The organism is Bacillus sp. OV322, assembly GCF_900112495.1.
GTDB lineage: Bacteria > Bacillota > Bacilli > Bacillales > DSM-1321 > Peribacillus.
On sequence record NZ_FOMA01000002.1, the window covers coordinates 583417 to 605154 of the forward strand.

22 protein-coding genes and 2 riboswitches are annotated in these 21738 nt (G+C 42.7%); of the genes, 21 read left to right on the forward strand and 1 reads right to left on the reverse strand.

Translation table 11 applies throughout. From position 1 onward, the window contains the following. The first annotated feature begins 25 nt into the window (after positions 1–25). The 18 genes from BM126_RS07075 to sufB all read left to right on the forward strand — a co-directional run bounded on the left by BM126_RS07075 (position 26) and on the right by sufB (position 16860). A complete protein-coding gene (locus BM126_RS07075; protein WP_090988848.1) occupies positions 26–1810 on the forward strand; it encodes an acyl-CoA dehydrogenase family protein in 1785 nt (594 codons plus the stop codon). A 145-nt stretch (positions 1811–1955) separates the two neighbouring features. Continuing rightward, positions 1956–2312 (forward strand): arsenate reductase family protein, encoded by a 357-nt coding sequence (locus tag BM126_RS07080; RefSeq protein WP_071351303.1) that lies wholly within the window; start codon positions 1956–1958, stop codon positions 2310–2312. Positions 2313–2394: 82 nt separating this feature from the next. Further along, on the forward strand, positions 2395–2778 hold the full coding sequence (gcvH, locus tag BM126_RS07085; protein WP_090988849.1) for a glycine cleavage system protein GcvH: 384 nt from the start codon (positions 2395–2397) through the stop codon (positions 2776–2778). 377 nt (positions 2779–3155) lie between these two features. After that, the gene (locus tag BM126_RS07090; protein WP_071351301.1) at positions 3156–3518 is read left to right on the forward strand and encodes a toprim domain-containing protein; all 363 of its coding nucleotides are present in this window, start codon (positions 3156–3158) and stop codon (positions 3516–3518) included. 6 nt (positions 3519–3524) lie between these two features. Continuing rightward, positions 3525–3830 carry a thioredoxin family protein gene (locus tag BM126_RS07095; RefSeq protein ID WP_090988850.1) on the forward strand — a complete coding sequence of 102 codons (306 nt, stop codon included), beginning with the start codon at positions 3525–3527 and terminating at the stop codon, positions 3828–3830. A 349-nt stretch (positions 3831–4179) separates the two neighbouring features. After that, on the forward strand, positions 4180–4629 hold the full coding sequence (locus tag BM126_RS22755) for an MFS transporter (RefSeq protein ID WP_256213005.1): 450 nt from the start codon (positions 4180–4182) through the stop codon (positions 4627–4629). Between the two features lie 117 nt (positions 4630–4746). Next, positions 4747–5292, forward strand: a complete 546-nt coding sequence (locus BM126_RS22760) for an MFS transporter (RefSeq protein ID WP_256213016.1) — start codon at positions 4747–4749, stop codon at positions 5290–5292. A 342-nt stretch (positions 5293–5634) separates the two neighbouring features. Further along, positions 5635–5739: riboswitch (SAM riboswitch) on the forward strand. Between the two features lie 112 nt (positions 5740–5851). Continuing rightward, positions 5852–7165, forward strand: coding sequence for an O-acetylhomoserine aminocarboxypropyltransferase/cysteine synthase family protein (locus tag BM126_RS07105; protein ID WP_090988851.1), 1314 nt, complete (start codon positions 5852–5854; stop codon positions 7163–7165). Positions 7166–7357: 192 nt separating this feature from the next. After that, a riboswitch (SAM riboswitch) is annotated at positions 7358–7468 on the forward strand. A gap of 182 nt (positions 7469–7650) precedes the next feature. Next, positions 7651–8688, forward strand: a complete 1038-nt coding sequence (locus tag BM126_RS07110; protein WP_090988852.1) for a methionine ABC transporter ATP-binding protein — start codon at positions 7651–7653, stop codon at positions 8686–8688. Beyond that, complete coding sequence (locus BM126_RS07115; protein ID WP_090988853.1) at positions 8678–9346, forward strand: methionine ABC transporter permease; 669 nt, start codon at positions 8678–8680, stop codon at positions 9344–9346. The genes BM126_RS07110 and BM126_RS07115 overlap by 11 nt, the downstream gene beginning before the upstream one ends. Before the next feature lie 29 nt (positions 9347–9375). Continuing rightward, entirely contained in the window at positions 9376–10215 is an 840-nt protein-coding gene (locus BM126_RS07120) for a MetQ/NlpA family ABC transporter substrate-binding protein (RefSeq protein WP_090988854.1), read from the forward strand. Positions 10216–10333: 118 nt separating this feature from the next. Then, positions 10334–10696, forward strand: a complete 363-nt coding sequence (locus BM126_RS07125; protein WP_305728150.1) for a carboxymuconolactone decarboxylase family protein — start codon at positions 10334–10336, stop codon at positions 10694–10696. A gap of 241 nt (positions 10697–10937) precedes the next feature. Then, a complete protein-coding gene (locus BM126_RS22230; protein WP_177201343.1) occupies positions 10938–11090 on the forward strand; it encodes a YuzK family famiily protein in 153 nt (50 codons plus the stop codon). A gap of 420 nt (positions 11091–11510) precedes the next feature. Continuing rightward, complete coding sequence (sufC, locus tag BM126_RS07130) at positions 11511–12296, forward strand: Fe-S cluster assembly ATPase SufC (protein WP_090988856.1); 786 nt, start codon at positions 11511–11513, stop codon at positions 12294–12296. Positions 12297–12310: 14 nt separating this feature from the next. Next, positions 12311–13618: a Fe-S cluster assembly protein SufD gene (gene sufD / locus BM126_RS07135; RefSeq protein WP_090988857.1), complete on the forward strand. Its 1308-nt coding sequence runs from the start codon at positions 12311–12313 to the stop codon at positions 13616–13618. Continuing rightward, the gene (locus tag BM126_RS07140; RefSeq protein ID WP_090988858.1) at positions 13618–14847 is read left to right on the forward strand and encodes a cysteine desulfurase; all 1230 of its coding nucleotides are present in this window, start codon (positions 13618–13620) and stop codon (positions 14845–14847) included. The genes sufD and BM126_RS07140 overlap by 1 nt, the downstream gene beginning before the upstream one ends. Then, positions 14837–15274 (forward strand): Fe-S cluster assembly sulfur transfer protein SufU, encoded by a 438-nt coding sequence (gene sufU / locus BM126_RS07145; protein WP_090988859.1) that lies wholly within the window; start codon positions 14837–14839, stop codon positions 15272–15274. The genes BM126_RS07140 and sufU overlap by 11 nt, the downstream gene beginning before the upstream one ends. A 188-nt stretch (positions 15275–15462) precedes the next feature. Further along, positions 15463–16860 carry a Fe-S cluster assembly protein SufB gene (sufB, locus tag BM126_RS07150; RefSeq protein WP_090988860.1) on the forward strand — a complete coding sequence of 466 codons (1398 nt, stop codon included), beginning with the start codon at positions 15463–15465 and terminating at the stop codon, positions 16858–16860. Positions 16861–16981: 121 nt separating this feature from the next. Here sufB and xylB read toward each other — a convergent pair whose 3' ends face one another. After that, complete coding sequence (xylB, locus tag BM126_RS07155) at positions 16982–18484, reverse strand: xylulokinase (protein ID WP_090988861.1); 1503 nt, start codon at positions 18482–18484, stop codon at positions 16982–16984. A gap of 259 nt (positions 18485–18743) precedes the next feature. Here xylB and BM126_RS07160 point away from each other — a divergent pair, with 259 nt between their 5' ends. The 3 genes from BM126_RS07160 (at position 18744) to BM126_RS07170 (ending at position 21482) form a co-directional block, all read left to right on the forward strand. Next, positions 18744–19589, forward strand: a complete 846-nt coding sequence (locus BM126_RS07160; RefSeq protein ID WP_090988862.1) for a DUF72 domain-containing protein — start codon at positions 18744–18746, stop codon at positions 19587–19589. 156 nt (positions 19590–19745) lie between these two features. Beyond that, positions 19746–21116, forward strand: coding sequence for a bifunctional metallophosphatase/5'-nucleotidase (locus BM126_RS07165; protein WP_090988863.1), 1371 nt, complete (start codon positions 19746–19748; stop codon positions 21114–21116). 57 nt (positions 21117–21173) lie between these two features. After that, positions 21174–21482: a YunC family protein gene (locus BM126_RS07170; protein ID WP_090988864.1), complete on the forward strand. Its 309-nt coding sequence runs from the start codon at positions 21174–21176 to the stop codon at positions 21480–21482. Positions 21483–21738: the final 256 nt, after the last annotated feature.

Consider the following 21738-nt stretch of genomic DNA (forward strand, 5'->3'; position numbering starts at 1 on the left):
ATTTAATATATTAGGAGGTAACAAGATGTCAAAATCAACTGAAAGCATTGTAAAAGGCGGCGGGTTTCTAGTAGAGGACGTTACGTATGACCAGGTTTTTACACCTGAAGAATTCTCTGATGAACAAATTATGATTGCAAAAACGACAGATGACTTCCTGGTAAATGAAGTTCTTCCGCAGGTAGAATACCTGGAGAAGCATGAGTTTGACCGTTCCGTAAAGCTATTGAAGCAAGCGGGTGAACTTGGGCTTCTTGGAGCGGATGTTCCTGAAGAGTATGGCGGCCTGGGGCTTGATAAGGTCAGCTCAGCACTGATTTCTGAAAAACTTTCACGTGCGGGCGGATTTTCAATCACTCATGGAGCACATGTTGGAATCGGCTCACTGCCAATCGTCCTTTTCGGAAATGAAGATCAAAAACATAAATACCTTCCATTACTGGCAACAGGAGAAAAAATTGCAGCATATGCACTCACAGAACCAGGTTCAGGTTCTGACGCACTTGGCGCAAAAACAACGGCTAAATTGAATGCTGAAGGCACACATTATATCCTTAACGGTGAAAAGCAGTGGATTACTAATGCAGGTTTTGCAGATGTATTCGTTGTGTATGCGAAGATCGATGGAGAAAAGTTCTCTGCCTTCATCGTCGAGCGTGAATATCCAGGAGTTTCTACGGGTGCAGAAGAAAAGAAAATGGGCATCAAAAGTTCATCAACACGCACATTGATCCTTGAAGATGCCAAGGTTCCGGTTGAAAACCTTTTGGGAGAAGAAGGAAGAGGCCATGTTATCGCCTTTAACATCCTCAATATCGGACGTTATAAATTAGGTGTAGGAGCTGTGGGCGCCTCCAAGCATGCACTTGCCCTTACAGCAGCATATACAAACCAGCGCCAGCAATTCAAGACGCCAATTTCTTCTTTTAACTTAACAAAAGAAAAAATTTCTACAATGGCATCTAAAATTTATGCTGCAGAAAGCTCCGTTTACCGTACGGTCGGTCTATTCGAAAGCAGGATGAGCCAGCTTACAGACGAACAGGTAAAAGACGGCAAGGAAGTGGCGAATTCTATTGCAGAGTATGCCATCGAGTGTTCACTGAATAAATTTTTTGCCTCAGAAGTTCTAGACTATGTAGTGGATGAAGGCGTTCAGCTGCACGGAGGCTATGGTTTCATGCAGGAATATGAAATTGAAAGAGCGTACCGTGATTCCAGAATCAACCGGATCTTTGAAGGAACAAATGAAATCAACCGCCTGCTGGTTCCAGGCACATTCTTAAAGAAAGCTTTCAAGGGTGAGCTTCCTCTTCTTCAAAAAGCACAAAGCCTGCAGGAAGAGCTTATGATGCTAATGCCGGAAGAGCCTGGTGACGAGCCGCTGGCGCAAGAAAAGCTGCTGGTGAAAAACGCCAAGAAAATTGGGCTGCTGGCTGCAGGGCTTGCTGCACAAAAGTTTGGCAACAAGCTTGAGCAAGAGCAAGAAATCCTGGTTAACATAGCGGACCTTGCTTCACTTGCATACGCCATGGAATCTGTTGTGCTTCGTACAGAAAAAGCCATTGCACAATCCGGAGAAGAAAAAAATCAGCAGAAGCTACTTTATACTCAAATTTTCTGCCAGGAGTCATTCAACCAAATCGAGCAGCATGCGAAGGAAACCTTGGTTGCAGTAGAGACTGGCGATACGCTGCGTATCATGCTTTCTTCACTGCGCAAATTAACAAGGCATAACCCTGTTAATGTGATTGCTAAAAAACGCGAAGCTTCAGTGAAATTGTTAGACGCAGAAAAATATGTGCTTTAATTCGTAGGGCAAGCGGAGCCGCAGGGATATCCAAGATGGATATTCCTGCTTTTGCTTGTGCAGCAGCTGTTTTTTTGCTGGAAGCATAGCTTATTTTTTGAATTAATGCTTAAAAACGGGTATCCTATCGTTAGGTGGTGAAACCATGGGATTGATATTTTATTGGTATCCAAAATGCGGCACATGCAGAAATGCGAAAAAATGGCTGGACGATCATGAGGTTTCTTATGAAGCTGTCCATATAGCAGAAAATCCCCCTTCAAGGGAGCAGATTGAAGAGCTTTACCTGAAAAGCGGCTTGGAATTAAAGAAGTTTTTTAATACAAGCGGCCAGAAATACAGGGAGCTTGGTTTAAAAGACAAGCTTAAGGATGCTTCTGACTCAGAAAAGCTGGATATTCTGGCCTCGGACGGAATGCTGCTAAAAAGGCCGATTGCTTCAGACGGAAATCAAGTGACAGTCGGGTTCAATGAACAGGAATACCAAAAGATTTGGCAATAGAAGTAGTTTTTTGCACCAAATCAGAGAAATCTATTTTATACTATAATAGATCATAATTTTACATACCTTGGAGGGATATACCATGGCAACACCAAAGGATCTTCGTTATTCAGAGGAACACGAGTGGGTAAAAACAGAAGGCGGTAAAGTCCGCGTCGGGATTACACATTTTGCACAATCAGAATTGGGCGATATCGTTTTTGTTGAGCTTCCTGAAGTGGGAGACGAGCTGAAGGCGGATGAGCCATTCGGCAGCGTAGAGTCTGTTAAAACGGTTTCTGAGCTTTATGCTCCAATCAGCGGCAAAGTGGTAGAAGTCAATGAAGAGCTAAATGACAACCCTGAGTATGTAAATGATTCACCTTATGAAAAGGCATGGATGGTTGTTATTGAGCCTTCTGACAGCAGTGAAGTCGAAAGCCTTATGACTTCAGAGCAATATGATGAAATGACAAACGAAGGATAATGCATGACGGGAAGGCTTCTTGCCTTCTCTATTTTTTTACAGTGCTTTTTTCGTAAAGGCTGCTGCAATGGACCAAGTTGGTTTACTTCAGTCTCGCACTTTACGCTTCAATCAAACTGATTTAACGCGGTCGCCTTACAGAACTTATTAATAAACAACAGTTTTTTTTAAAAGAGCTTTTTACCAAGAAAGCACTTTGGACACTTTTTTTCTGTTTTGGGTTATTATATGAACAGGGTGCGCATTTCTGTCCCGTATGGGGCAGTGAATTTTAGAGACCCTGCCTGAAAGCCCGATTCGTTCAACTGATCATCAGCGGGGATGAGAGAGCCCTCTGCTGATGGAGGTTCACTTTATCCTTTAGCGGCGGTGATTGCATGGAATTTGGACAACCCGATAAAGTAATTATTGTAGAAGGAACTTCAGATAAAAGAAAAGTGAAAAGTGTATTGAAGGAAGAAGTGGAAATTATCTGCACCAATGGCACCATTTCAATTACAAGGCTTGACGAACTTGTTGATGAACTGGCTGAGAAAGATGTTTACATTTTAGTTGATGCTGATGAATCAGGGGAAAAGCTGCGCAAACAGTTTAAAAAAGAAATGCCAGAGGCTTACCATCTTTATATTGACCGAATGTATAAAGAAGTTGCTGCATCGCCGATGAATCATATTGCTACTGTTTTATTGGCGGCAGATATTGAGGTAAACCCCGTGTATTTAGAACAAAGGATGAATTAAGTAATTATGCAAGAGTGGAATGAAGAACAGTTAAATACTTCCTTGAAATGGAATCGGACATTTTGTTTATACCTTTACACCCCAATGTGCGGGACTTGCCAGGTTGCCTCGAAAATTCTTGCCGTTTCCCTGGAGCTGTTTCCTGATCTGGACTGCGGCAAAATGAATTTAAACTATATGGCGAATATTGCAGCTGAATATGAAATAGAAAGTGTTCCCTGCTTATTGGTTTTTAAAGAAGGCAAGCTTGATAAAAAGATATACGCCTTTCATTCTGTCCCGTATATATACGATATCCTTAAAGAAATATAACAAACATCACCATTCTTGCCCAAACAGGCAAGAATTTTTTTATGCAATTTGGCTGTTCGTTCATTTTGTATTGGGAGTGTCTAGGTAATAGGTCAGGATCGTTTTTAAAGAAAAGTAAAATAATTCAAATTATTTACATAGCATGGAGCAAGCATTAATATTTAGGGAGACGAAATAGTAAAGGGCGGATTGTCAGCTATGTTTAAATCTACTGTAAAGCGTTTTGCATCTTATAACCGCAACATCAGAATGCTGCTCCTGGGCAATATTTTCATACAGTCAGGCCTTGGCATTTTTATGGTCATTTATAATTTTTATATACGGGAGCTAGGATCCAGTGACAATGTGAATGGCCAGGTCATTTCATACGGATTCGCTCGCGACCGCCTTGCTCTTGATTCCTGCAGGTTTGCTTGGAGACAAAATCGGAAGAAGAAAGCTTCTTATCTCCGGAGTGGCTGCTACCGGTTTTTTCATGCTCCTGAGATCCATACTTCAAAGTGAAGTCAGCCTATTGGCCATGGCTTTCTTAGCCGGAGGGGCAACAGCCTTTTTTCAGGTTTTAATCATCCCCCTTTTAGCTGAAAACTCGTCAGTCAAGGAGAGGGTCCATATCTTCAGCCTGCATTTTGCCGTTATGACAGCTGCCAATGTGGCAGGCAGTCTTTTGGGAGGTGCATTGACCGATATCCTCAAGCTTTTCATCTCTGATCTAAATGCCATCTGCATATCCTTATTGTCTGGGGGAATTATTTTTCTTTGCTCCATCGTGCCATTCCTGGCCATTGCAAAAGAGTAGCCTAAACCTCTTGAATCCCATGAAAGCGATCCGGCGGGATTTGACAGGAAAAGCCTCAAGGTAATCATTCTCTTTTTTATCTCACAGCTGCTGATTGGTACCGGGTCTGGACTTGTTATTCCATATCTCAATTTATATTTTGCTGACCGCTTTTTCGTTTCAAACTCTATGATTGCTATCATTCTCTCGGCTGGACAGGGAGCTACGGCAGCTGCTATGCTTATCGGCCCAAGGTTTGTAAAGCGCTTTGGACAAGTTAAATCTGTGGATTCTGCAGCTGCTATCCCTGCCATTTTTATTGCTTACAGCATACACCCATCAATTATGGATAGGGCCATCGCCTTTTTATTCCGGCAGGCATTAATGAATGCCGGAAACCCGATACAGATGTCTTTAATGATGTCGCTTGTCAGCAACCGTTCTAAAGGGCTGGCTAATTCAATGAACCAGATGGCCTTTAATCTGGGCTGGGCATTCATGGATCCGGTATCTGCCTCTCTTGTCATATCATTGGGCAGCTATTGGGGATATGCCGCTGTATTTTCCATTACCGCAGGGATTTATTTGCTTGCAACAACCTTTTTCTTTATAGTGTTTAAGTCTTTGTCGAGCCAGCCATCTTTCAAGGAGGGAGTTAGTAAGGAACCAGTATCGGCTCATTGACATGCTTCACGGGTGATGCGGCTCATGTAAAAACGACACGAGGCCGCAATGAGCTTCCCGCTTTTTCTTATTTCTTAGGAAATAAAGTCAAAATATCAGTTATTTTCGGCGAATAGGCAGAAACGCTTTGAGAATATGTCGGCAATAAAGGTAAATGACAAAAATTACGGCAGTAATTTAGACACTTTTTATCTATTCGTGATTTCCTTAGAATGTGTCTTCCTTCGGCGTATTTTTGCAGCAAGAATAACATCGGAAAAAAATCCCAAAATAAAAATTGACTATCTCCTTAAGAATATGCTATATTTTTGACTAAGCAAAATTTTCTGATTAATTAACTTAATCTTATCAAGAGTGGCGGAGGGACTGGCCCATCGAAGCCCGGCAACCGGTATATATCATACACGGTGCTAATTCCAGCAGAGTATCGGCTCTGGCAGATAAGGAGAGATAGCAAAGCCTCTTCTTTTTGAAGAGGCTTTTTTGTTTCTCGTTAACCTTCCAGGAATGATTTCAGACTCAGAGCCATGAATTCATTAAAAGTTGGGGGAGAAGGAAAATGGCAGAAAACAAAAATTATCGTTTTGAAACCTTGAGTATTCACGGAGGGCTAAAGGAAGATGCTACAGGAGCGAGGGCATTGCCTATTTATCAAAGCAATGCATATTTGTTCAAAGATACAGATCATGCAGCCGATTTATTTGGACTGAAGGAACCAGGGTATATTTATACCAGAATCCATAATCCGACTGTAACTGCTTTTGAAGAAAGAGCGGCACTGCTAGAAGGCGGGATTGGGGCTCTTGCTGTTTCAAGCGGAATGGCTGCAATCACACTGGCCATCTTGAATATTGCTTCAGCGGGAGATGAAATTGTATCAGCATCAACTTTATATGGAGGCACATATAACTTGTTCGCCAATACACTTCCAAGGTATGGAATCAAGGTTACTTTCGTAAAACCGGATGATCCCGAGAACTTCCGTAAAGCTATAACACCAAAGACGAAGGCAATATTCGGTGAAACAATCGGCAATCCAAGCCTTCGTGTACTTGATATAGAAAAGATAGCAGAAATAGCCCATGAAGCAGGAATACCGCTTATTGTGGATAATACCTTTGCAACGCCTTATTTGTGCAAGCCAATTGAATATGGTGCTGACATTATTGTGCATTCTGCTACGAAATGGCTTCTTGGCAATGGAACTGTACTAGGGGGCATCATCGTGGATGGAGGGAAATTCGATTGGAATTCCCCGGATTTTCCGGGGTTCACGGAGCCTGATCCAAGCTATGGAAATATCGTATACAGTGATGCAGCAGGCCCGGCTGCATTTATAACCAAAGCACGTGTTCAGTTACTAAGGGATCTGGGGCCTTCGCTCAGTCCACAAAGCGCCTTTCAATTCACTCTCGGGCTTGAGACCCTGCATGTAAGGATGAAAGAGCACGTATCCAATACCGGGAAAATCATTGATTATTTAGAAAACCATCCGGCCGTAACATGGGTGTCACACCCGGGGCATAAAGATCACCCTGATAGGAAACTGGCAGACAAATACCTTCCAAGAGGAGCAGGGGCCATTGTCATTTTTGGGATTGAAGGCGGAAGAGAAGCAGGAGCCAAGCTGATTAACTCCATACAGCTATGGTCACATGTAGCAAATGTTGGAGACGCAAAAAGCTTAATCATCCATCCTGCCAGCACAACCCATCAGCAGTTAAATAAAAACGAACTGATTCAATCTGGTGTAAGCGAGGATTTAGTCAGGCTGTCAATCGGCATTGAAAATGCAGACGATCTGATTGAAGACCTTGAACAGGCGATTGAACAGGCAACTGGCCTAGCGTCCTTGGCTGTCAAATCTTTATAATTCCGAAAGAGAGTGCGGGCATGCATTCTCTTTCTTGGCTGATGCACGAAAAATTGTTTATCAAAGGATTTAAAATTTTTACTAACTTTTAAACGTTATGCATTGACACACTTTCTTTCTGTATGTTACGATCACTTTCGTAATTAAAAATGAACATAATTGATGTGAACCGTCAATTACATATATCTGTTGCTCTTATCGAGAGAGGTGGAGGGATGTGCCCTATGAAACCCGGCAACCGGCAAGGATTTCCTTGAAAAGGTGCCAATTCACAAAAAGCTGAAAAGCTTTTAGAGATGAGAGAAAGGCCTTAGCTTATCTTGCCTTTCTGCTCATGCAGAAAGGCTTTTTCTGTTTAAGGCACTGATCTTGGCCTGGCGCCATGCATGCAGAACAGATAATGCGCAATGATATATTGTAGATGGATACATGATGAGCAAAAGTTTACTATGTTCATAGGCTTATACGGATAAGAGGTGGATTCAATGATAACGGTATCGAAAGTAAGTAAGCTATTTAAATCCAGCCTGGCAAAAGGCGAACCTATAAAAGCTGTTGATTCTGTAGATATCTCAATTGACAAAGGGGAAATTTTTGGAATTATCGGATATAGCGGTGCCGGAAAAAGTACGCTGATCCGTATGCTGAACGGTCTCGAAAGGCCGACTGAAGGCTCGGTTCTTGTAGCGGGCAGAGAGATTTCCCGGATAAAGGGCGCGGAGCTTCGAAGCGCAAGGCAAGAAATAAGCATGATTTTCCAGCACTTTAATTTATTATGGTCCAGGACTGTTGAAGAAAATATCTCCTTTCCCCTGGAAATTGCAGGCGTCCCGGCAAACCAGAGAAAAAAAAGGGTCAGCGAGCTTGTTAATCTGGTCGGCCTTGAAGGAAGAGAGCGTGCATATCCCTCACAGCTAAGCGGCGGACAAAAGCAGCGTGTTGGCATTGCAAGGGCGCTTGCCAACAATCCCAAGGTGCTCTTGTGTGATGAAGCGACTTCAGCACTTGATCCCCAGACTACTGATTCCATCCTGGAATTGCTCGTTGATATCAATAAAAGGCTGGGTCTTACCATTGTTTTGATTACGCATGAAATGCATGTCATCCGCAAAATTTGCCATCGTGTTGCTGTTATGGAAGGCGGCAGGGTTGTGGAGCAGGGACCTGTGCTGGAGGTTTTCCGAAATCCGGCTGCGCAGATTACCAAGCGTTTTGTCCAGCAGGTCACAGAACCTGAAGAAACAAAACCGGTATTGGAACACATAGGAGCCCGTTATCCAAAGGGCAAGGTCATACAGTTAACGTTTATAGGGGAAAATACGGAAAGCCCGCTCATTACTGGGCTGATCCGAAACTTCAATATCGATGTAAACATCCTCCAGGGGAAAATTTCTCATACGCAAAATGGCCCATATGGCACTCTGTTCATTCATGTTGATGGAAAAAGCGATGAAATCACCCGTGCGATAACGTATTTAAATGAGCAGCAGGTAGGCGTGGAGGTGATATCAAATGCTGACTGATTTACTTCCAAATGTGATTTGGGCAGATATGTGGGCAGCAACGAAAGAAACCTTATACATGACTGGGATTTCATTGGTTGCAACTTTTATTTTAGGCATTTTGCTTGGAACACTTTTGTTTCTGACGTCTAAGGGCCAAATGTGGGAAAATAAAGTAATCAATGTTCTTATTTCCGCAGTGGTCAACATTTTTCGTTCCATTCCTTTTATCATCCTGATTATTTTGCTCATTCCATTTACCCTGTTTTTGGTGAAGACCATGCTGGGGCCAGAGGCAGCTTTGCCAGCCTTAATTATTGGAGCAGCTCCCTTTTACGCCAGAATGGTGGAAATCGGGCTTCGCGAGGTTGATAAAGGTGTTGTGGAAGCTGCACGATCAATGGGTGCAAAAACAAGTACAATCATCTTTAAGGTGCTATTGCCTGAATCCATGCCGGCGCTTATTTCCGGCATTACTGTAACTGCAATAGCCCTAGTCGGCTATACTGCGATGGCCGGGGCAATTGGAGCAGGAGGGCTTGGAAACCTTGCATATTTGCAGGGATTTCAGCGGAGTAATAATGATGTTACTTTTGTTGCTACAATCACCATATTAATCATCGTATTTATCATTCAGTTTATCGGAGACATTATTTCATCCAAATTGGATAAAAGATAAAAATAAAATGAAATCTGGAGGAATACACAATGAAAAAGAAAAAGTGGTTTGCAGCTTTTGCGGCTTCGGCGGCACTGGCATTGGGGCTAACAGCCTGCGGAACAAGCGATAGCGGGAAGTCAAGCTCTGATGATAAGAAACTGATTGTGGGGGCTTCAAATATTCCCCATGCTAAAATATTGGAACAGGCAAAGCCTCTCTTGAAGAAAAAAGGCGTGGATCTTGAAATTAAAGTATTCCAGGATTACATTCTTCCTAATAAAGCACTTGACAATAAAGAAATTGACGCTAACTATTTCCAGCATATTCCCTACATGGAATCACAGATGAAGGACCAAGGCTATAAATTTGAAAATGCCGGCGGTATTCATATTGAGCCAATCGGCATCTACTCAAAGAAATATAAAAAACTTCAGGATCTGCCAAAAGGCGGAACCATCATCATGAGGGACGCTGTGGCAGATGAAGGCCGCATTCTTTCCATCTTCCAGCAAAATGGACTTATTAAGCTGAAGCCGGGTGTGAAGAAAACAGATGCAACTATAAAGGATATTGTGGAAAATCCTAAGAAATTAAAATTCCAGCCGAATATTGAAGCAGGTTTATTGCCTCAGGTGTACAAAAAGAATCAGGGCGATGCTGTTGTCATCAATGCAAACTATGCACTGGATGCAGGCCTAGACCCGGTACATGACCCAATTGCGGTTGAATCAGGCAAGGATAATCCTTATGTTAATATCATCACGGTCCGCAAAGGCGATAAAAACAAAAAAGACATCAAAACGTTAGTTGAAGTTCTGCATTCGAAAAAAATTCAGGATTATATCACGAAAACATATAAAGGCGCTGTATTGCCTGTAGATAAATAAGTAAAAGGAGCGGCCTATAATGGGCCGCTTTTTATATGCTTCCCTTGCATTCGTTCCTGCATAGTTGGCCATTAACCGTCCATACTATGAAGGACAATGAAGCAAGGAGATGAAAGCGTTGAATAATGAACCCAGGAATGTAACTGAAAGTGTTCTTCATGATTATAAAACCGGAATCGGAGTATTTCTTGAAAAAATGCCCGAACTTGGCAGCAAATTCAATGCATTTACAGAAGCTTGTTTCCAGGAAGGAGCACTTTCTCAAAAAGAGAAACAGCTGATTGCACTTGGGATAAGCTTATATACACAAGATGAATATTGCATCATTTATCATGTTAAAGGATGTCTTGACCAGGGGGCCAGTGAGCAGGAAATTCATGAAGCGATTGGCGTAACGGCTGCGTTTGGCGGCGGAGCTGTAATGAGCCAGGCAGTTACCCTTGTACAAGACACCATCCAGGAATTATCGGAATTTCATTAATATGAATGCAAAAGCTTTAATGTTTTTCTGTAAGCTTAAGCAATCAGAGGGTATTTGAAGCAATTCGCCATCCGGCAGCGATTTTCCTGAGCAAAGCCCATAGGTTACGTTTTAACCCATTTTCATAAGGGTATAAGGACTTTGAACAAAGATTTTCACTCATGTTAAAATTAAGCTGTTCTATAAAAGATGAAAGGATTGATTCATTATCAACTCTCTAGATTTACAAGTTACAGGTGAAATGGAAAAGGCTATGCAGCAATCACATGGAATTGGCTACAGCGAATACAGCAGGAGATTGGATACCCGGATCCAGGTCGAAAAACGAAGAGAGAAAGATTATGAACAAGGCAATCTGTTAGCGAATCATCTTAATCGGAGAATTCATTCTTAATGGATTTTTAAATGAAAATTAAATATGACTGCCTCCCGCGGAGATAATGGTGAGTGAATCAAGAAGTATGCTTGATTTCTTAAACTTTATGCATCGCGGGTTTTTTTATTGAATAGGCTTCTGTTTTTGAGGAAAAAGAACAGGATTAGAAAGTGCCCGAATGAATAAGCGATATTAAGAGATGCTATAATATGGAAGGAAGCGGAACACTTATAAATATGCTTTCATTTTGACCGATAAGGGCCATGCGGTGATATCAGGGGATACAGTGAAAATCGCTCTTTATTAGTTGCTTCCAGATTTCATTTGATATAAGATTGTAATGAGAATAAATTGAGAATCACTTTTGAAAATAAATAGAAGGAAAAATGCGTAATTTTTCAGTCTATTATTAGGATATTAGTTTACGGAGGTATGAAAATGTCAGGATCAACTTTAACGATTAAAGATCTGCATGTATCAATCGATGGAAAAGAAATTTTAAAAGGGGTTAACCTTGAAGTGAAGGGCGGAGAAATCCATGCAATCATGGGCCCGAATGGTACAGGTAAATCTACTCTTTCTTCAGCAATCATGGGACATCCTAAATATGAAGTAACAAGCGGAAGCATTACATTTGACGGTGAAGACGTTCTGGAAATGGAAGTTGACGAGCGAGCAAGAGTCGGCCTTTTCCTTGCCATGCAGTACCCAAGTGAAATCAGCGGCGTAACGAACGCGGACTTCCTTCGTTCTGCGATTAACAGCCGACGCGAAGAAGGCGATGAAATTTCATTAATGAAGTTCATCCGCAAAATGGATGAAAAAATGGAGTTTCTTGAAATGGATGAAGACATGGCACAGCGTTACCTTAATGAAGGATTTTCCGGCGGAGAAAAGAAGCGCAATGAAATTCTTCAATTAATGATGATTGAGCCTAAAATTGCCATTCTTGACGAAATTGACTCCGGTTTGGATATCGATGCTCTTAAAGTTGTTTCAAAAGGAATCAATCAAATGCGCAGCGAGGATTTCGGCTGCCTGATCATCACTCACTACCAGCGTTTGCTGAACTACATCACTCCTGATTTTGTCCACATTATGATGCAGGGACGCGTTGTTAAATCTGGAGGTCCTGAACTGGCACAGCGTCTGGAAGCAGAGGGCTATGATTGGATTAAGCAAGAATTAGGCATTGAAGACGAAACTGTCGGCCAAGAAGCGTAAGTAGGGGGATTGGAATGACTACCGAAACAAAACTACCATTTGATCAGGAGTACATCAGCTCCTTCTCTAAGCAAAATAATGAACCTTCATGGCTTATGGAGCTCAGGACCAAGTCACTTGCCGGTCTTGATGCGCTCCCAATGCCAAAACCTGATAAAACAAAGATCGATAAATGGAATTTCACAGCTTTCAGCAAACACATTGTTGAAAGTGATGCTTTTGCCTCTTTGGAAGATCTTCCGGAAAGCGTGAAAAGCCTTGTGCATCTTGAAGAAAGCAAAAACCTGTACATCCAGCGGAACAATACTGCTGCGTTTTCAAGGCTTTCTGATGAATTAAAGGAACAGGGTGTCATCTTCACCGATATTTTCACAGCAGCTCGCGAACACAGCGATCTTGTTGAAAAATATTATATGAAAAATGGCGTTAAAGCAGATGAGCACCGCCTGGCAGCTTTGCATGCTGCTTTGGCTAACGGCGGTTCTTTCCTTTATGTTCCGAAGAATGTTGAAATTAAGGAGCCGATGCAGGCAGTATTCCTGGTCGACAATCCTGAGGCTGCATTATTCAATCATGTATTGATTGTGGCTGAAAGCAACAGCTCAGTGACATATGTAGAAAACTACATCTCCACTGTAGAATCAAGCCAGGGAATCGCAAACATCGTAACCGAAGTTTTTGCAAATGATAATGCACGGGTTGCTTACGGTGCGGTTGATACCCTGTCAAAAGGCTATACAACGTACGTAAACCGCCGCGGCATTGCAGGGCGCGATGCACGGATTGAATGGGCCCTTGGATTAATGAATGACGGCAATACCATTTCTGAAAACATCACTTATCTTATGGGCGATGGATCATTCGGAGACACGAAAATGGTTACTGTAGGCCGCGGAGAACAAAAACAAAACTTTACGACTTCCATTATCCATTACGGGCTTCGCTCTGAAGGATATATTTTAAAGCATGGCGTCGTGAAAGACAGTGCGTCTGCCATTTTTAACGGAATCGGTAAAATAGAGCACGGTGCAACAAAAGCAAATGCTGAACAAGAATCCAGAGTTCTTATGTTAAGCGAAAAGGCACGCGGAGATGCAAACCCGATTCTTCTAATTGACGAAGATGACGTTACTGCAGGACATGCAGCATCGGTTGGCCGCGTTGACCCAGTTCAGCTTTACTATTTAATGAGCCGCGGAATTCCGAAGCAAGAGGCGGAAAGGCTCGTAATCCATGGTTTCCTTGCACCGGTTGTTAATGAACTTCCTGTTGAAGGAGTAAAGAAGCAATTGGTTGAGGTAATTGAAAGGAAAGTTAAGTAATGAATCCATACGAAATTCGCAAGCATTTCCCTATCTTGAATCAGGAAGTGAATGGCAAGCCATTGGTATACCTTGACAGTGCAGCCACTTCCCAAAAGCCATCTGCTGTAATTGAGTCAATTGATAAGTACTACCGCGAATATAATTCCAATGTCCATCGCGGAGTCCATACACTTGGAACAAAAGCAACAGATGCATATGAAGGGGCTCGTGAAAAGGTTAGGAAATTCATTAATGCTGCTTCTACGGAAGAAGTCATCTTTACAAGAGGAACGACTACTGCCTTGAACACAGTGGCAAGAAGCTATGGAAAAGCAAACTTATCCGAGGGTGATGAAATTGTCATCTCTTATATGGAACACCACAGCAACATCATCCCTTGGCAGCAGATTGCGAAAGAGACCGGCGCTTCATTGGTATACCTTCCGCTTCAGCAGGATGGTACAATCTCTCTTGAAGATGTCAGAAAAACGGTGACAAGCAAGACCAAAATCGTTTCCATTATGCAAGTGTCCAATGTTTTGGGAGTAATTAATCCTGTTAAGCAAATTGCTCAGATTGCCCATGACAATGGTGCTATAATGGTGGTAGATGGAGCACAAAGCACACCGCATCTTAAAGTGGATGTCCGCAGCCTGGATTGTGATTTCTTCGCATTTTCAGGACATAAAATGGTTGGCCCCACTGGAATTGGCGTTTTATACGGAAAGAAAGAGCTTCTGGAAAATATGGAGCCCATTGAATTCGGCGGCGAGATGATTGACTTTGTAGGCCTATATGATTCTACTTGGAAAGAGCTGCCGTGGAAATTCGAAGGCGGGACACCGATTATTGCCGGTGCCATCGGACTTGGTGCTGCCATCGATTTCCTTGAAGAAATCGGGCTTGAACATATAGAAGCACATGAACATAAACTAGCAGCATATGCCCTTAAGAAAATGTCCGCGGTTGAAGGATTGCAGATTTATGGCCCAATGGACGCTAAGCAGCGTGCTGGCGTTGTCACCTTCAATATTGGAGATGTTCATCCGCATGATGTGGCAACCGTCCTTGATGCTGAAGGAATTGCTGTAAGGGCAGGACATCACTGTGCACAGCCGCTTATGAAATGGCTCGATGTTTCAGCAACGGCCAGAGCCAGTTTTTACCTCTACAATACAGAGGAAGACATTGATAAGCTTGTAGAAGGGCTCGTCAAAACAAAGGAGTATTTCAGCAATGTCTTTTAATAACTTAGATACACTCTACCGGCAAGTCATCATGGATCATTACAAAAATCCTCGTAACAAAGGAACGCTTGAGGATGGAAGCCTGACTATTGATATGAACAACCCTACTTGCGGCGACCGTATTCGTTTAACCATGAAAGTGGAAGACGGGAAGGTAAGTGACATTAAGTTTGACGGAGAAGGCTGTTCAATCTCTATGAGTTCCGCTTCTATGATGACTCAGACGATTAAAGGAAAAGATATAGATACAGCTTTAAAGCTTGCGGGTTCCTTTTCTAACATGGTTCAGGGTAAAGAATATGATGACTACGGCGTTGACTTGGGAGACATGGAAGCCCTTCAGGGAGTTACCAAATTCCCTGCACGAATCAAATGCGCTACTCTGGCTTGGAAAGCAATGGAAAAAGGCCTGCAGGAAGAAAATTGATAAATGAAGTTTGAAGCGTTTGGTTTCTTAAAAAGATAAGAAAGTTCAACTCGGCTTTCTTAACCCAGCGCCCAGCCCATAAGCGCCATCTGTTATAAGGTGTTATATGCTTTTGCCGCGGCTGAGCTGGCGGCTGGGCTTTTTAAGCGAAACGCTTCATCCATTTATGAAATGGAGGAATATGAACTATGGCTAAGAAAATGCCTGAAATCGGCGATTATAAATATGGTTTTGCAGATCGCGATGTGTCGATTTTTCGTTCAAAACGGGGACTTACCAAAGAAATCGTTGAAGAAATCTCACGCATGAAGGAAGAACCGCAATGGATGCTTGATTTCCGTCTTAAGTCTCTGGAGCATTTTTATAAAATGCCTATGCCTCAATGGGGCGGGGACTTGATGAGCTTAAACTTTGATGAAATTACCTATTATGTTAAGCCATCTGAGAAATCCGAAAAGTCATGGGATGAAGTTCCTGAGGAAATTAAACAAACCTTCGATAAATTGGGGATTCCTGAAGCTGAGCAAAAATATCTTGCGGGTGTTTCTGCACAGTATGAATCAGAAGTTGTTTATCACAATATGAAGGAAGATCTTGAAGAAATGGGAATTGTCTTTAAAGACACTGATTCCGCTCTTAAAGAAAATGAAGACATTTTCCGCGAGCACTTCGGAAAAACCATTCCTCCAACAGATAATAAGTTCGCTGCATTGAATTCTGCTGTCTGGTCCGGGGGCTCATTCATTTACGTGCCAAAGGGCATAAAAGTGGATACTCCGCTTCAAGCTTATTTCCGGATTAACTCAGAAAACATGGGACAATTCGAACGTACGCTAATCATTGTTGATGAAGGTGCACATGTTCATTATGTCGAAGGCTGTACAGCACCAGTTTACACGACGAACTCCCTTCACAGCGCAGTAGTTGAAATCGTAATTAAGAAGGACGCATACTGCCGTTATACAACTATCCAGAACTGGGCGAACAATGTCTATAACCTGGTTACTAAGCGCGCTGTTTGTGATGCAAATGCAACAATGGAATGGATTGACGGAAACATTGGTTCTAAGTTAACCATGAAATATCCGGCAGTCATCCTAAAAGGCGAAGGCGCCCGCGGCATGACCCTTTCCATTGCAATTGCAGGAAAAGGGCAGCACCAGGATGCTGGAGCTAAAATGACCCACCTTGCACCAAACACATCATCAACTATTGTGTCTAAATCCATCTCTAAGCATGGCGGAAAAGTCACATATCGCGGAATTGTGCACTTCGGCCGTAAAGCAGATGGCGCACGTGCCAACATCGAGTGCGACACATTAATCATGGATAATCAGTCTACTTCTGATACGATCCCTTACAATGAAATTCTTAACGACAACATTTCCCTTGAGCATGAAGCGAAGGTTTCCAAGGTTTCAGAAGAGCAGTTGTTCTATCTGATGAGCCGCGGAGTTTCTCAACAGGAAGCAACTGAAATGATCGTCATGGGCTTCATTGAACCATTCACAAAAGAACTTCCTATGGAATATGCGGTTGAAATGAACCGTCTGATCAAGTTCGAGATGGAAGGCTCTATCGGATAATTATTTTATTAAAAAGCTGTCATTAAGATCATCTTAATGGCAGCTTTTTTGCTTGGAATTCAGTATGATTGTCCGGGTATCACTTTCTGGAAACCTATAATCAGTATATTTTGGGGAAGGATTACTGATTTGATTTAAAATCAAATAATCCGTGATTTATTGATGCTGTATGCGGATAGATATTTTTATAAAACTGGAAAAGTTCCTGATAGCGCAGGACATTGTTTGGTATGGGCTCATAAACGGCATCTGATGATGTAAAACGCTCTGTACACTCCTTAAGGGATGAAAACCACTTTAAACCAGCTGCAGCAAGCATAGCGGCCCCCATTGCAGGTCCCTGTTCGCTTTTCAGTTTGATAATTTTAGTATTGAAAATATCTGCCTGAATCTGCAGCCATAGCTCATTTTTAGCCCCGCCTCCCGTTGAGACCACGATATCAATCTTTTTTCCTTTAGTGCGGAAAATCTCTACTGTTTCATTAATGGAAAAGACAATGCCTTCTAGCACAGCACGGGTGAAATCATTTTTTTTATGGGTACTGTCAATCCCAGTGAAAGTGCCTCTGATTTTTGCATCCGCATGTGGTGTCCTTTCACCGGCAAGGTAGGGTGCAAATAATAGGCCGTTTGCTCCAATTGGTGATGCAGAAGCTTTTTCAATAAGACCATCAAAGCTTTCATTTTCTGCAAATGTATTTTTGAACCAGGTCAGGCTGTGCCCTGCAGAGAGTGTGACACCCATGCTATAGCAGGCATCCTTTTCTCCGTGATTGAACAAGTGCACCTTCCCGTCATAGCTTGTGGCGGTGTTTTCTTCATATGATAAAAATACGCCCGATGTGCCAATGCTGCAGAGTGCCTTGCCTTCTGACAGGATGCCTGCCCCAATTGCACCGCAAGCATTATCAGCGCCGCCTGCGAATACTTTTACTTCAGGTGAAAGACCTGTAATGCTTGCGATTTCAGGAAGTATTTCTCCTGTATGGTCGTCTGAATTTACAAGAGGAGGACAGATATCAGCTGGAAGTTCGAAAGTGCGGATAATGTCCGTACTCCATGCCTTATTCTCAAGATCTAGCAAAAGTGTTCCCGATGCATCTGAAAACTCGCTATGAAGAGTGCCTGTCAGACGGAAACGGAGATAATCCTTCGGAAGCAAAAAAACGTCGGTTTTTTCAAAACTCTCAGGTTCATGCTCCTTCACCCAGAGAAGTTTAGGCAGCGTGAATCCTTCTAGAGCAGGATTTTTGGTGATTTCCATAAGCCTGCTGCCCATTTTGTGCTCAATCTCCCTGCATTGCATCGTCGTTCTAGTGTCATTCCAAAGAATCGCATTCCGGATGACCTTATGATTTTCATCCAGTAAAACAAGGCCATGCATTTGGCCTGAAAAGCTCAGTCCTTCAATATCCCGGGGATTGGCGCCTCCTTCATCCATAAGCTGCTTCAACGCCTGTATGGTTTTCTCAACCCACTCCTCGGGATCTTGTTCACTATACCCGGGTTCAGGCTGTATAAGAGGATATTGCTTAGTGGCTGAATGCTGCACAATCCCATCCTGATCAACTAGAACAACCTTCACAGAACTTGTACCCAAATCAACTCCGATCACATACTTCATCTTCAAACCTCCTAAATAAAATAAATAGCGGGCACGCTAAAAAAGAAACCTGCATTCAAATTCACTCTTATAAACCATTATACCAACATTGGGAAATGAACTGGGAAATGGGGTCTGACCCCATTTCCGGTGAAAAAGTAAATACGCGGAACCCGCTCCACCCGTACATTTCCTGATTTAAAGCTTGAAAAACAGGGTAGAAGATACAAAGGGAAATACTCGGGAAATGGGGTCTGACCCCAAAAGGAGGGCAAGCTGTATGATTTATGTGGGTGTGACAGGATGGGGGGATCATGATTCTTTGTTTTCTGGGAATGTGGCTGGGCGGGATAGGCTGAAGGTGTATGGTTCGCATTTTCCTGCTGTTGAGGTGGATGCTTCCTTTTATGCGGTTCAGCCTAAGCGGAATACAGATAAGTGGGTGCGTGATACACCGGAGTCTTTTCGGTTTATTGTAAAGGCATATCAAGGGATGACAGGGCACCAGCGTGGCGAAAATCCGTTTTCGAATAAAAGTGATATGTTCGCAGCGTTCAGGGAATCCTTAAAGTCTTATAGTGAAGCAGGAAAGCTGGCTATGGTTCTTTTTCAGTTTCCGCCATGGTTCGACTGCAGCAAGGAGAATGTAGATTACCTGCGCTGGTGCAAACAGGAGATGAATGGCATTCCATCGGCTCTGGAGTTCCGCAATAATACGTGGTTCCTCCCGCATATGTATGACAAAACCCTTGCTTTTATGAAGGAGGAAGGCTGGATACACACTGTTTGTGATGAACCGCAGGCAGGAGAAGGTTCTGTGCCTATAGTTCTTCAGTCCAGCAATCCGGAGGCAGCACTGGTCCGGTTTCATGGAAGAAATGTTCACGGCTGGAACAAGCCGTCTTCAGGAAATTGGAGAGAAGTCCGCTATTTGTACCGCTATAATAAACAGGAGCTTCAGGAATGGGCAAGTAAAATTAAACTCCTGCAAAAGAATAGTAAGGATGTTTACGTGCTGTTCAATAACAATTCCGGCGGGGATGCTGCCGGCAATGCGAAAGAAATGATTGACCTTCTTGACCTTACCTATATGGGGCTTGCTCCAAAACAGCTTGATCTGTTTTAACGGCAAGAAACTGAAAAGAATAATGAATAGAACCGTTCTCTTTTCTGGAAACAGCCATGGTGGTATGATGGTAGCGTAGGCGGAGTTCCACACATCAGCCATAAAAGACATCTAAACATTGGCATTTACTATCTGGCAGGAAATGGGGTAATTCATGTGTCAGAGAATATACATATTTATCATACAAATGATCTTCACAGCCATTTTGAAAACTGGCCCAGGATTGAATCATTTTTGAAGAAAAGAAAACAGCTTCACCATGATGCAGGAGAAGAGTGCCTGATCATGGATATTGGAGACCATGTGGACCGGTGGCATCCTTTCACGGAAGGCACAATGGGAAAGGGAAACGTAGAACTTTTAAATGAGGCAGGCTATCAATATGCGGCCATAGGGAACAACGAAGGCATCACACTTCCTCACAATGACCTGGACTCTTTGTACGAATCCGCTTCCTTTAAGGTGCTCGCTGCCAACATTTACGATAAAAACGGCGATCGGCCAGCCTGGGCCAAACCTTATAGCATCCATACAACAAAAATGGGAACGAAAATTGCTTTAATCGGGCTAACAGCCTATTTCCAAAAATTCTATTCTGCATTGGGCTGGGATATCACCGATCCTTATGAGGAGTTAAAAAAACAGCTCGATGAAATAAAAGATAAAGCACATGTCATCGTATTGCTTTCACACTTAGGCATTCATGATGATGAAAGAATTGCAGAAGAGCATCCTGAAATCGACGTCATTTTAGGTGCACATACCCATCATGTACTTCATGAAGGAAAAATCATAAAAAATACCCTGCTATGCGGCGGCGGCAAATTCGGCTATTATGTTGGCCAGGCTGACTTGGCTGTTTCCGATGACCGCCGTGTAGTCCGCAAGACAGCACGGCTCTACGATACAAATTCTTTACCTGCCGATTCTTTGGAATCATCATATATTGAAGAAATTAATAAAAAAGGGGAAAGCCTTCTTCAGGAAAAGTGCGTAACACTGCCATACCCCTTAGAAAATAAATGGTTTGAAGCCTCTTCACTTTCGCTGATACTGTGTGAATCATTGAAGGAGTGGACAAAGGCGGATTGTGCTTTTATAAATGCAGGCCTGCTTCTGGACGGACTGCCTGCAGGTGATGTCACAAAAGGCGACATTCACCGGATTTGTCCGCACCCGATTAATCCGTGCATTGCAGAGCTGTCGGGCAGTGAATTGAAAGAAATTCTGATGCAGTCCATGAATGAAGAATGGCCGCATATACAGGTGAAAGGATTCGGCTTCCGGGGCAAAATGATGGGAATCATGCTTTATGAAGGAATTGAATTCACTTCACCTAAAGAAATCATGATAAATGGAGAGAAACTGAATCCAGCAGGCAGATACAGGCTGGCGCTTCCTGATATGTTTACGTTTGGTTATTTCTTTCCGCATTTAAAACGAACAGAGGATAAAGAGTATCTTCTGCCTGAATTTATGAGAGATATCCTTGAATGGAAATTGAAAAAAATGTTTCCTTTAACATAAATCATCAGCAATACTGCTTCCTTTCTTCATAAATATAGAAGAAAGGAGTGGATGGAAATGATAAGCATGTCACCAATACTTATTGACGGCAAGACATTCCTGGCCATCACTGTTGAATTGCCAAAAACCACTCTGCTTGCGGTTACTGCAGAGAAGGGATACATTATGTGCGGTGCACTTGATGTGGGGCTGCTCAATAGAAAACTTAAGGGCCGGGGAATTATTGCTGCAAGGGCTGTAGGGGTCAAAACCATTGATGAACTCCTTTCCGCCCCTTTGGAGTCCGTCACTGAAGAAGCTGGAAAAATCGGCGTGACAGCAGGAATGACAGGCAGATCTGCTATGCTGAAAATGTTTGATATATAGCAAAATTCCAGCCTGGTCCATTCATGGAAACCAGGCTGCTTTTGTGTCTTCCGGCTGCAGCTCTAGCGCTTGGCAGTTTATCCTTTAATGGGTCTGCCGGCAATTAAGAGAAGAGACGGGTTACTCCTTAATCAGGCGCTTGGGGTTCTTTTACAGCAGCTATTACTTCAATAATTCACAAAGCTGCCGATATTAACATTAAAAGGAAAGCTAACATTTTAAAATTTTCCACTTAGATGATGAATGAACAGGAGCT

Bases quoted from the DNA above. Each gene is read 5' to 3' on its own strand.
- BM126_RS22755 (WP_256213005.1), top strand. From the start codon at position 4,180: ATGGCCAGGTCATTTCATACGGATTCGCTCGCGACCGCCTTGCTCTTG.
- BM126_RS07110 (WP_090988852.1), top strand. From the start codon at position 7,651: ATGATAACGGTATCGAAAGTAAGTAAGCTATTTAAATCCAGCCTGGCA.
- sufU (WP_090988859.1), top strand. From the start codon at position 14,837: ATGTCTTTTAATAACTTAGATACACTCTACCGGCAAGTCATCATGGAT.
- BM126_RS07090 (WP_071351301.1), top strand. From the start codon at position 3,156: ATGGAATTTGGACAACCCGATAAAGTAATTATTGTAGAAGGAACTTCA.
- BM126_RS07120 (WP_090988854.1), top strand. From the start codon at position 9,376: ATGAAAAAGAAAAAGTGGTTTGCAGCTTTTGCGGCTTCGGCGGCACTG.
- sufD (WP_090988857.1), top strand. From the start codon at position 12,311: ATGACTACCGAAACAAAACTACCATTTGATCAGGAGTACATCAGCTCC.
- xylB (WP_090988861.1), bottom strand. From the start codon at position 18,484: ATGAAGTATGTGATCGGAGTTGATTTGGGTACAAGTTCTGTGAAGGTT.
- sufC (WP_090988856.1), top strand. From the start codon at position 11,511: ATGTCAGGATCAACTTTAACGATTAAAGATCTGCATGTATCAATCGAT.
- BM126_RS07170 (WP_090988864.1), top strand. From the start codon at position 21,174: ATGATAAGCATGTCACCAATACTTATTGACGGCAAGACATTCCTGGCC.
- sufB (WP_090988860.1), top strand. From the start codon at position 15,463: ATGGCTAAGAAAATGCCTGAAATCGGCGATTATAAATATGGTTTTGCA.
- BM126_RS07095 (WP_090988850.1), top strand. From the start codon at position 3,525: ATGCAAGAGTGGAATGAAGAACAGTTAAATACTTCCTTGAAATGGAAT.
- BM126_RS07080 (WP_071351303.1), top strand. From the start codon at position 1,956: ATGGGATTGATATTTTATTGGTATCCAAAATGCGGCACATGCAGAAAT.
- BM126_RS07160 (WP_090988862.1), top strand. From the start codon at position 18,744: ATGATTTATGTGGGTGTGACAGGATGGGGGGATCATGATTCTTTGTTT.
- gcvH (WP_090988849.1), top strand. From the start codon at position 2,395: ATGGCAACACCAAAGGATCTTCGTTATTCAGAGGAACACGAGTGGGTA.
- BM126_RS07140 (WP_090988858.1), top strand. From the start codon at position 13,618: ATGAATCCATACGAAATTCGCAAGCATTTCCCTATCTTGAATCAGGAA.
- BM126_RS07075 (WP_090988848.1), top strand. From the start codon at position 26: ATGTCAAAATCAACTGAAAGCATTGTAAAAGGCGGCGGGTTTCTAGTA.
- BM126_RS07115 (WP_090988853.1), top strand. From the start codon at position 8,678: ATGCTGACTGATTTACTTCCAAATGTGATTTGGGCAGATATGTGGGCA.
- BM126_RS22230 (WP_177201343.1), top strand. From the start codon at position 10,938: ATGGAAAAGGCTATGCAGCAATCACATGGAATTGGCTACAGCGAATAC.
- BM126_RS07105 (WP_090988851.1), top strand. From the start codon at position 5,852: ATGGCAGAAAACAAAAATTATCGTTTTGAAACCTTGAGTATTCACGGA.